This is a genomic window from Pseudomonas prosekii (assembly GCF_900105155.1).
In the GTDB taxonomy this organism is placed as follows: domain Bacteria; phylum Pseudomonadota; class Gammaproteobacteria; order Pseudomonadales; family Pseudomonadaceae; genus Aquipseudomonas; species Aquipseudomonas prosekii.
In genome coordinates, this window is the sequence record NZ_LT629762.1 from 2,631,352 (window position 1) to 2,641,148 (window position 9,797).

Sequence of the window (9,797 nt, forward strand, 5' to 3'; positions counted from 1 at the left end):
CCCCATGACCAACGCGAGCCTTGCTTGATGAAATCGTCGCGCGATCTCATCAAGTCAAAGCATAGCAACGGCCTCAGGGTTTGCCGGGTTGTGACGCTTGCGTTCGTCCGCTTTCCCAACCGCCGCCGAGGGCGAGGAACAAATCGATCTGGCTCATCGCAACCTGGGTGTTGGCGGCGGCCAGTTGCGCGGTGACGTCGGTGTAGGTGCGGGTCGCTTGCAGGTCGGCGAGGAATGACGCGCGGCCAGCCTGGAAGAAGCGGTGTGTCTGGTCCGCCGCCAGTTGCGCGGATTGCTCGGCGTCGGCCAGCGCATCGCGGCGTTGCAGCAGCGCGGTGTACTGCGCGAGCCCGGTTTGCGTTTCACGAATCGCGTTGAGCACCACGCCGTCAAAGTGCGCCAGCGCGCCCTGGGTTGAAGCTTCGGCTTGGCGGATTCGCGCGCGCGAGCCGTTGGACGGCACGGTCCAGTTCAGCAACGGGCCGAAACCCCAGCGATTGGCCGCAGGTTTGCCGAGGTTTTCCAGCAGACCAACGGTGCCGACGGACGCGCCGATGCTGATGTCCGGGTACAACTCGCCAGTGGCGATGCCGATGCCGGCGGTCGCGGCGGCCAAGCGACGTTCCGCTTGTCGCACATCCGGGCGGCGCTTGAGCAAGGTTGCGCCGTCACCGACCGGCAACAATTGCGCAATCTTCGGCAGCTCGGCGCAGCTGTCAGTGCCGGCCGGCAGTTGATTCAGCGGTTTGGCCAGCAACATCGACAGACGGAACAGGCCCGCCTGACGCAGCGCTTCATAACGCGGCATGTCGGCGCGCAACGATTTGAATTGGGTTTGCGAGCGCGTGACCTGGGTTTCATCGCCACGCCCGGCGTCGCGCAGGCGTTGGGTCAGAGTGGTGCTTTGCGCTTGCAGGTCGAGGGAATGCTGGGCGATTTCGCGTTCTTCGTTGGCCGCGCAGACTTGCGTGTAGGCCCGAACCACGTCGGCGACCAAGGTGACGCGCGCCGTGTCCGCCGCCGCTTGCGTGGCATCGGCATTGGCCTGAGCCGCTTCGATCCCGCGCTGCAAAGTGCCGAACAAATCGAACTGATAAGAAGTGGTAATGCCAATGTCACCAACGTTGGCCACCGGCACTTTGTCGGCCAGCAAAAACGCCTCACCGGATTCCTGCAATCGCTGCGCGCCGAGCTTGACGCCGCCGCTCCAGCCGCCCGCCGCTTGCGCCTCGTCAACCTGCGCCCGCGCCCGTGACAGGTTGGCCGCTGCGACGCGTAAATCGGTGTTGGATGCCATGGCTTGCTGGACCAGTTGATCCAGGCGCGGGTCCTGATACAAGCGCCACCAATCGCCCGGCACTGGCGCCGACACCACGTCGTTGTCGTTGGCCGCGAGGTTGCCTTGCAGGTCTTCACGATGAACGGCAGCGTCGTCGGGTAACTGGTAATCCGGGCCGACCACCTGGCACGCCGACAGCAACAGGCCTAAACCGGCCACCGCCAAAGCCGAGGCTTTGCTCATTTCGCCGGCTCCTCGGTGGTGTCGTCAATGATCGAAACGGTCGCAGTGCGCCCGGCGATCATGCGGAAGTCCGCCGGCACTTCGTCGAAAGCGATGCGCACCGGAATCCGCTGCGCCAGCCGCACCCAACTGAACGCCGGGTTGACGTTCGGCAACAGGTTGCTGCCGCTGCTGCGGTCGCGGTCCTCGATGCCGGCGACGATGCTTTCGACGTGGCCGCGCAGGCGCGCGCGGTCGCCGATCACGCGAATATCGACGCCCATGCCGACGTGAATACCGTCGAGTTTGGTCTCTTCGAAATAGCCATCGATGTGGAAGGAATTGCTGTCGACCACCGACAACACTGGCCGCCCGGCGGTGACGAATTCCTGCGCGCGCGGCGCCCGGTCGTTGATGTAGCCGTCGACCGGGCTGCGAATGGTCGAGCGATCGAGGTTGAGCTGAGCGCTGTCCACCGCCACTTGCGCTTCCATCAGCGCAACTTCGGCGCGGGCAACGCGCGACTGGCTTTCTTCCAGTTGCTCGCCCGGCACCAGATTGCCGAGGCCACGGTTACGCTTGGCTTCGCGTTGCGCCTGGGCCAGGGTTTCCTGACGGTCGGCGACTGCCGCTTTCGCTTGGCGCAGGGCCAGTTTGAAACGATCCTGGTCGATGCTGAACAGCACTTGGCCGCGTTGCACCAGTTGGTTGTCGCGCACTTGCACCTGCTGGATCAGCCCGGAAACGTCCGGGGCGATCTGCACGATGTCGGCGCGAATGTGCCCGTCACGGGTCCACGGCGCGAACATGTAATACATCACCATGCGCCAGACCACGACAACGGCGAAGGTCACGATCAGCAGCGTCAACACCACGCGGCCAAGGGTCAAAAAAGGTTTTTTCATGTCATCAGGTATCGACTGAGTGAGTCCACGGCGCCGAGCAGCAAAGCGTAGAGAGCCACGTTGAACAATGCCCGGTGCCAGACCAGACGGTAAAAGTGCAGGCGCGTGAGCAACCCGTGCACCAGCAGGTAAATCACATACGTAATGCCCATCAGCACCAGCAGCGTGGGCAGGAACACCCCGCTGATATCCAGATCACCGATCATAAAGGCGCTCCATCGATGCCATGCGGAAGCGGTTCTTCGAGTGCGCTGGAGCCGACGAATTCAACCCCTGGCAGCAGCGCCAGACGCAGCCCGCTCAAGGCGTGCAGCAAATGCAGGCGCGCGCCTTCATCGCATTCGGTATTCAACGCGCGGCGGGTGCGATCAAGGGTCATCAGCAGCGGACTCGGCGCCGGCAAACGCTCGCCAGCCTTGAGGCACGCCTTGAAGTACCCGCCAACCTCGGCCACCACTTGGTGCAGCAACACCTGCGGCGCGCCGACCACGCGTGGCGTGTAAGCGAGCAGGTCGAGCAGGTTCAGCGCCACCCGCACTTCACGCAGCGCGACACCGGTGTCCTGGCCGATCAGGCCCAGACGCGGCAAGTGCTGCATCAAGCGGTCGAGCATCTGCACGCCCAACTTGCGATGTTCGGACAACGTCGCCGGTTCGGTCAGGCTGACGATGTCGCGCCAGCTGAAACGCGTCAGGCGCTTGGCCGCCAGTTCCGCGCCGAATGGCCGCGCGATCAGCGTCCAGACAAACGCGAACAACAAACCGATCGGCCCGGCCAGGTTGGAGTTGGCAAAGCTGAGGAAGTCCGCGTCGTAGGCGCCCTGAATGCTGATGAACGACGAGGTGTTGACCAGCGTCAGCAGCATGCCGAGGTAAAACTGCGGTTTGACCGTGAGCGTGCCGATGCAGATAAATGGCACGGAAAACGCCAGCACCAGCATCGGAAAATCGTGCAGGTTCGGCAGCACCAAAAACAGGTAAAGACTGGCGAACAACACCGACATTGCGGTCCAGAAAAAGAAGCGAAAAATCTGCGGCGCCGGGTCGTCCATCGAGGCGAAAAAACTGCACGCCACCGCCGCCAGAATCACCGCGCTGCCGCCGTCGGTCCAGCCGAGCAGAATCCACAGAACCGAGGCGACAATGATCGCGCTGACCGTGGACATCGCCGAGTAGAACATCAGCCCACGATCCAGAAACGGTGTCAGGCGACCGAGTCGCCAGTGCCGATACACCGCGCGCCAACTGTCCTGGCTTTCACACTGAATGGCGAATTGCAGGCTGCGGCAGTCTTGCCACAAATCGACCCATTCGCCGAGGCGATACAGCGCATTGGAGAACAGCAATTGCTTGCGATCATCCAACGCTTCGGCGCTCGGCTGCAGCGCTTCGATCTGATTTTTCAAGGCCTGCCAGCGAGCGAGATCGGCGTCCTTGTGCTCTAGCCATTCGGAGGTCGCGGCCAGCAGCGGCGCGAACTTGTCGACCAGCTCCGGGGTGCGCCGCTCCAACGCATACAGCGCGTCGTCGAGGGCATCGATCACCGGCAATAAATGGATCATCCGCCCGCGCAGTTCCTTGGTGTTGCGCACGGTTTGCGGCCGCGCGCCTTCGTGCGGCAACTGGCCGATCATCAGTTCGAGGCTGTTGAACGTGGCAACCATCGCCGAGCGCAAGGCGCTGACTTCCTCCGGTTGCACGTTGCGGCTGAGGAACCGTTGGCTGTAGGTCGAGGCATCGGCGAACCATTTGTTCACCGAATCGTTGAACACCGGCGCCAGCCGTCGCGGCCAGAACATCGCGCCCACCACGGCGGCGACGGCGATGCCGAGGAAGATTTCTTCGGTCCGCGCCTCGGCGATGTCCCACACCGCCAACGGGTTATCCAGCACCGGCAAAGCGATCAGCGGCAAGGTGTAACCGGCGAGCATCAGCGCGTAACTGTTGGCGGTGCGCAGGTGCAGGGACAGAAACAGCAGCGTCCCGGTCCACAGCGCAATAATCACCACCAGCACGTACGGGCTCTGCACAAACATCGGCACAAAAAACACCGCCGCCGCCGCGCCCATGAAGGTGCCGATGGCGCGGTACAACGCCTTGGAACTGGTCGGCCCGACAAACGGGCTGGAGACGATATACACCGTGGCCATCGCCCAATAAGGACGCGGCATCTGCATGAGCATGGCGATGTACAACGCGATCATCGACGCGGCAAACGTGCGCACGCCATAAAACCAGTCTCGCGCCGAGGGAACGCCGGTAAAAAAACCGTTCAAGACTGAATCACCGACGGATGGTTGGCGCCTTCGAACGCCCGCAGCACCCGCAGCGCAGCCTCGAGATCACTCTGGTCGATGCCTTCCAGCACCTCATGACGCAACCGCACCAGCTCGACTTCAACGGCTTGCACCAATTCACGACCGGTGTCGGTCAGGCTCAGGCACTTGGCCCGGCGATCCTGCGCATCTTCAGTGCGGCGCACATAACCGGAATGACACAACTGATCGAGCAACCGCACCAGCGAAGGACTTTCCATCCCCGCCGCCTGCGCCACCGTGACCTGACGCACACCCTCCCCCAACCGCCCGATCATCAACAACGGCACGGCACAGGCTTCGGAAATTCCATAATTGACCAGCGTGGTCTGGCAGATCTTGCGCCAATGCCTGGCGGCGACCACCATCGAACTGCTGATATTCATCTGGAGAGCATCGAGGTTTTGAGACACGGGAAGACACACTGTTAGTTTGCTAACTATCAATATCTCATTGCCGGGGAAACTTGGTCAAGTTTTGAAACATATTCGCTCGACGAGTGGGAACCGGTTTTACCTATTGCTCGAACAGCGGATGGTCGTTCTGGTCAGCCAAGCGATTTCCTTCAGAAGGTTTCAAGCATCCCGCCCCTTGCGCAACAACACATTCAACTGATCCACCACCTCCGCCCAATCCGCGTCTTCGAGAATCTCATCGCGTAAAAACTGTGCCTGGCTCTTGCTCCAGAAAAACGCGTCTGCCAGATGCAATTCAGGTTTGAGCGGTGAATGGGTGGCGATGAATTGGTCGATGCTGATCGGATCGCTGGCCAGGCCGAGTTGTTTGAACAGGGACGGCAGGCTGTGGGTTGGGGATTGCATGGGGCGCTCCTGGGTGATTGGGAAATCATTCGCGGGCAAGCCTCGCTTCTACAGGGTATACGCGGTCCACTGCGGGAGCGAGGCGTGTGCGCGAAGGCGCCATCGCTGACGCCGTAAAATCGCCCACCCAGCGCTCGATTAAATGTGGATATCCAGCAAGTGCTCGATTGCCGGGGACAAGACTTCGACGATTGTTTTTCCGCTGCCGATTGAACTGCTGAAAGGGATGGCGGATTTGTCTTCGAAGTCTTGAGGCAATTTTGGGAGTGTGGTCAGGCGGGGTTGTGTTGGATTGACTGTTGCTATCGCGAGCAGGCTCACTCCTACAGGGTTATGGGACGTGCACGAAATTTTGGGTTCACTGCAGATCAATTGTAGGAGCGAGCCTGCTCGCGATGGCGTCGTCACTGTCGACAGAAAACCCGCCGCCCAGCGCCTCGTAAGGCCCGCGCGCCCAGCGCTCCACGCTTTCGCGCAGCTGTGGCGAGGCCTCGCGCCGTTTACTTTGGCTATCGCCGACAAATACTTCGGTCGGCTGTTTCGCGTGCCGCCCGACCGCTGCAAACACCTGCTCGCGCTGAACCGCATCCAACGCAAAAAACTCGGCCAATCGGCCCGCCATCGCTCCAGGTAATTCGCGGTAATTCACCGCCAACCCTTCATAGTCCCGGCAATGCGCGGCCGCCATTTCCAGCAATCGCCCCAGCCGTCGCGCGATGTAGGCCTCGCGGCCATCAAACGGCAATCCATCATCCAGCCCGCTGGCGCCAATCATCCCCGGCACCATGTGCATGCCCGGACGGCGCGCATGCGAAACGGCGATTTCCAGCGGATCGCGGGACAAAAACATCCACGGCGTTTGCGCAAAACATTCACGCAACAGCGGCAGCTCGGCGATGTTCCAGGCGTCCAGTTTGATCACCAGCCGCTGCTCCACGCCGCGCCGACGCTGGCCGTACGCCGACAATAAACCTGCAATCGCGCTGCGATGCTCAGCCGCCGGCAAGTCACTGCGCAGCAGCGTGTCCAGCGGCGGCGGTTCGCTGATGACAATGTGATTGTCGAGTTGGGCGAGCATTTGGCTGATCAGCGTCGAGCCACAACGCGACGCGTGAAAGATAAACGCACTCGGCGCCAATCCAGGGCTGATCGCCCGCCACTCACCGAGCACGGCTAACGGCGTCTGCCGCCGAAATGCCTGGTTGAACGGCAGGCGCAGCGCAGCGTCCACCGCTTCGCGAAAGAACGGCTGATGCAGCGGCGTATCACCAAACCAGCACCAATCAACCAGCCATTCGCCGGCCTGCTGCCAGATCCGAATCGGCAGCCAGCCTTGCAGGTTCAAGCGTTCCATTGTTCATTCCATTGCCGACGTCCGTTGCGCATTGCCGCGCGCAATTCTTCGCGGGAAAACACCAAGCCGCGTTCGGCGGCCAGCGCCAGCGTGCGGGCTATGAACACTTCGCTGTCGGTCAAACCCTGTAACGCTTGCGACAGTTGCAAATCACCCGCCACCAGCTGCTGAAACGCCAGCAAATCCCCCGGCCGAGTATCCGGCGCAGGCGTCGTCGCCAAACCCTCGCTAATCGCCTGCTGCAACCACGCGCCGGGCCGGCAATCGAGGACCAGATGCACGCGGGCCGAGCAGTCGCGATTGTCCACGCGATGCGGCCGCGCCAGGTCGAGAAACCAGCATTCCCCCGCCGCCATCGGCATGCGCTGGCCATCAAGGAAAAAGTCCACGTGCGCCGGGCTCAACAGCGGAATATGCAAACGCAGATCCGCATCCGGTTCAGCGAGATCATAGTCGCGATGTTCATGAATTTGCCCGCCCGGACCTAGCCGCAACAGACGCGCCGAGACGATTTCCAACGGCAAATCGCGCAAGCCCTGCGGCCAGCGCCCATCACGCTGCCACGGTGCGCGCAGCAGCGGCTGGCCAAGGCCCGGCGATAACTCGGTCAGCGCATCAGCCGCGGAAATCAGCGCCACGCCGCTCCAGTCGCCGGCGTAGAAAGCACTGTTGAAATGACCGCGCCATTCTTCCTCGCCAATCGCCGCCAACGCCTGCAACAGCAACGGCAAATCCACCGTCACCGGCAAGCGCGAAAACGCCGCGCGACTCATGGTGCTGGCAGCACCGCGCAGTCGCCCAGCCAAGTCAGCAAGCGCTGCAGACAGGCCTCGACCGATTGTCCGCCGGTGTCGAGCACCAGCGCGGCCGAGAGTGGCGACTGGTACGGCGCGGAAACGCCGGTGAACCCCGCCAGATCGCCGCGACGAGCGCGAGCGTAATGACCTTTCGGGTCGCGCTGCTCGCACACCACAAGCGAGGCGCTGCACCAGACTTCGTGGTAATCCGCGCCGAGGCGCTGGGCGAAGATTTCGCGCAATTCGAGCAACGGCGCGATCATCGCCAGAATCACAATCTGCCCGTTCTCGACCAGCAACGCCGCCAGTTCACTGGCACGACGGATGTTTTCCTGACGGTCGCTGTCAGCAAATCCCAAATCGCGATTGAGTCCGACGCGCAACCCGTCGCCATCGAGTACCACGCTTTGCACGCCGCGCTCGAACAACGCGGCGTGCAACGCCTGGGCCAGGGTCGATTTGCCCGCCGCGGGCAACCCGGTGAGCAAAATCGCCGTGCCGCGATGGCCGTTGCGCGCCTCGCGTTGTGCACGGCTGATGCTGGCGGTCGGCGCCAGCAGGTTATTCGGCCGGGACACTGGCCACCGGCACGGCAATGTTGCCCGACGCCCACGCGGCTTCGCGACTGGCCAACGCATTGGCGATCGACTGCACTTCGGTGGATTGCACTTCATCCGGCATCGGATCGAGCCCGGCGCTGGCGAAGATCTGCCCGTACGCGTTGCGCAAATCGGCGTACGACAAGTCGCGTCGCAGGTCCGCTTGCAAGGTGTTCAATTCACCTTGAATCAGGTCCAGTTCACCGAGGCCGGCAGCCTGATGGCGGTTGCGCAACTGACCGAGAATCTGCCCGTCGATGCTCGACAGCTCCTGGTTGGTCTGGAACTGATGCAGCGCTTCCTGATAATTCGCGTTGGCCACGTAGAGCTGCGCCAGCACCGCAATCGACATCGCCTGACGCCGTGCCTTGGCGACTTCTTCACCAGCCTTGGCGACGTTGATTGCCGCCGGCGCGGAGATCACGTTAAACAGGTTCCAGGTCAGTTTGACGCCGTAGTCCGCCCACTTGTCGTTGACCAGAAACGAGTTGCTGTCGTAGTGCCCGCCAGCGGAAAACTCCAGCCCCGGCAACAGGCGCAACATGGCTTTGCGGGTTTCGGCGGTGCTGATGCGCGTCTGGTAATCCTGCTCGCGCAGCTCTGGACGGCTGGCCAGCGCTTCGTGTTCGAGGCTGGTCATGGCGACTTTCAATTGCGGAATCGTGTAGTCGTCCGGCGTGGCCAATTTCAGGTCAGTGCCCATCGGCAGGTTGATCAGGGTCGACAGCTCGGTTTTCGCCAGCGATAACGCGCGGCGCTGCTCTTGCAACTGACGCGTCGCCTCGATCAGCGAACGCTGATAACCCAGCGCAACCACTGGGTCGCCGATGCGCTGATCGCTCATGCTCTGACTGTTTTTGCGCGCGGTATCGACCCGCGCCGCGAGGCTGTCAATCTGCGTCAGCAGACGTTCGGCAGCCACCGCACGCCAATACGCCGAGCGTACGTCCTGCACGATGGTGTTGATGACTTTGCGCCGACGTTCCTGGACGATCAGGCGTTGGTCGCCCTGCTGCTTGGCGCTGATGTAGCTGACGCCGAAATCGAGGACGTTCCACACCATGGTCAGGTCGGCGACGCGGCGGTCGCGGTCCTGCGAGGTCGACGGTTCCAGCGACTGAGTGCCGGTCAGCACGCTTTGGCTGCTCGATGCGCCCTGGTTGCTGCGCCCGGCGTAACCAGCGTCGAGCGCCATGCGCGGCAGCATGTCGAAACTGGCGAGGTCGAGTTGGCGTTTGGCCAGGGCCTCTTCCATGATTTTCAGCCGGCCTTCGAGGTTGTACTTCACCGCGCGAGCCATCGCCTGGTGCAAGGTCAACGGGCCGCTGAGCGGCTCCTGACCGGTGAACATGTTCTGCATATCGCTTCTGGCACGTTGCTCACTGACGCTGCGCTCAATCGGATCGCTCTTCACTGCACAACCGCTGATTGCCAGCGCCAGCAGGCTGGCGCCGAATAGCTTATGACTTCTTTTCATCCCTGGATCGCCCCTAGGTGCCGCACTGA

10 protein-coding genes and 1 pseudogene are annotated in these 9,797 nt (G+C 62.3%); 1 reads left to right on the top strand and 10 read right to left on the bottom strand.

The window, feature by feature from the left end; genetic code table 11:
• Positions 1 to 73: 73 nt before the first annotated feature.
• The 6 genes from BLU01_RS11960 to BLU01_RS11985 form a co-directional block, all read right to left on the bottom strand.
• Positions 74 to 1,522, bottom strand: a complete 1,449-nt coding sequence (locus BLU01_RS11960; RefSeq protein ID WP_092275264.1) for an efflux transporter outer membrane subunit — start codon at positions 1,520 to 1,522, stop codon at positions 74 to 76.
• Positions 1,519 to 2,406, bottom strand: coding sequence for an efflux RND transporter periplasmic adaptor subunit (locus BLU01_RS11965; RefSeq protein ID WP_092275268.1), 888 nt, complete (start codon positions 2,404 to 2,406; stop codon positions 1,519 to 1,521). Before BLU01_RS11965 ends, BLU01_RS11960 begins: the two co-directional genes overlap by 4 nt.
• Positions 2,403 to 2,612, bottom strand: coding sequence for a DUF1656 domain-containing protein (locus BLU01_RS11970; protein WP_008034684.1), 210 nt, complete (start codon positions 2,610 to 2,612; stop codon positions 2,403 to 2,405). The genes BLU01_RS11965 and BLU01_RS11970 overlap by 4 nt, the downstream gene beginning before the upstream one ends.
• Positions 2,609 to 4,681 carry an FUSC family protein gene (locus tag BLU01_RS11975; protein ID WP_092275272.1) on the bottom strand — a complete coding sequence of 691 codons (2,073 nt, stop codon included), beginning with the start codon at positions 4,679 to 4,681 and terminating at the stop codon, positions 2,609 to 2,611. The genes BLU01_RS11970 and BLU01_RS11975 overlap by 4 nt, the downstream gene beginning before the upstream one ends.
• Entirely contained in the window at positions 4,678 to 5,106 is a 429-nt protein-coding gene (locus tag BLU01_RS11980) for a MarR family winged helix-turn-helix transcriptional regulator (RefSeq protein WP_092275275.1), read from the bottom strand. Before BLU01_RS11980 ends, BLU01_RS11975 begins: the two co-directional genes overlap by 4 nt.
• Before the next feature lie 189 nt (positions 5,107 to 5,295).
• Complete coding sequence (locus BLU01_RS11985; RefSeq protein ID WP_092275278.1) at positions 5,296 to 5,541, bottom strand: DUF2789 domain-containing protein; 246 nt, start codon at positions 5,539 to 5,541, stop codon at positions 5,296 to 5,298.
• 160 nt (positions 5,542 to 5,701) lie between these two features.
• Here BLU01_RS11985 and BLU01_RS27570 point away from each other — a divergent pair.
• Positions 5,702 to 5,794 (top strand): annotated as a pseudogene (locus tag BLU01_RS27570) (slipin family protein); the annotation flags it as partial.
• Positions 5,795 to 5,899: 105 nt separating this feature from the next.
• On the opposite strand, the gene BLU01_RS11990 reads toward BLU01_RS27570, so the two are convergent.
• The 4 genes from BLU01_RS11990 to BLU01_RS12005 are packed head-to-tail and all read right to left on the bottom strand — an operon-like array spanning position 5,900 to position 9,768.
• On the bottom strand, positions 5,900 to 6,895 hold the full coding sequence (locus tag BLU01_RS11990; RefSeq protein ID WP_092275281.1) for a sulfotransferase family protein: 996 nt from the start codon (positions 6,893 to 6,895) through the stop codon (positions 5,900 to 5,902).
• On the bottom strand, positions 6,883 to 7,668 hold the full coding sequence (locus BLU01_RS11995; protein ID WP_092275284.1) for an aspartyl/asparaginyl beta-hydroxylase domain-containing protein: 786 nt from the start codon (positions 7,666 to 7,668) through the stop codon (positions 6,883 to 6,885). The genes BLU01_RS11990 and BLU01_RS11995 overlap by 13 nt, the downstream gene beginning before the upstream one ends.
• Positions 7,665 to 8,270 (bottom strand): adenylyl-sulfate kinase, encoded by a 606-nt coding sequence (gene cysC / locus BLU01_RS12000; protein WP_092275287.1) that lies wholly within the window; start codon positions 8,268 to 8,270, stop codon positions 7,665 to 7,667. The genes BLU01_RS11995 and cysC overlap by 4 nt, the downstream gene beginning before the upstream one ends.
• Positions 8,254 to 9,768: a TolC family protein gene (locus BLU01_RS12005; protein WP_092275291.1), complete on the bottom strand. Its 1,515-nt coding sequence runs from the start codon at positions 9,766 to 9,768 to the stop codon at positions 8,254 to 8,256. The genes cysC and BLU01_RS12005 overlap by 17 nt, the downstream gene beginning before the upstream one ends.
• Between the last annotated feature and the right edge of the window lie 29 nt (positions 9,769 to 9,797).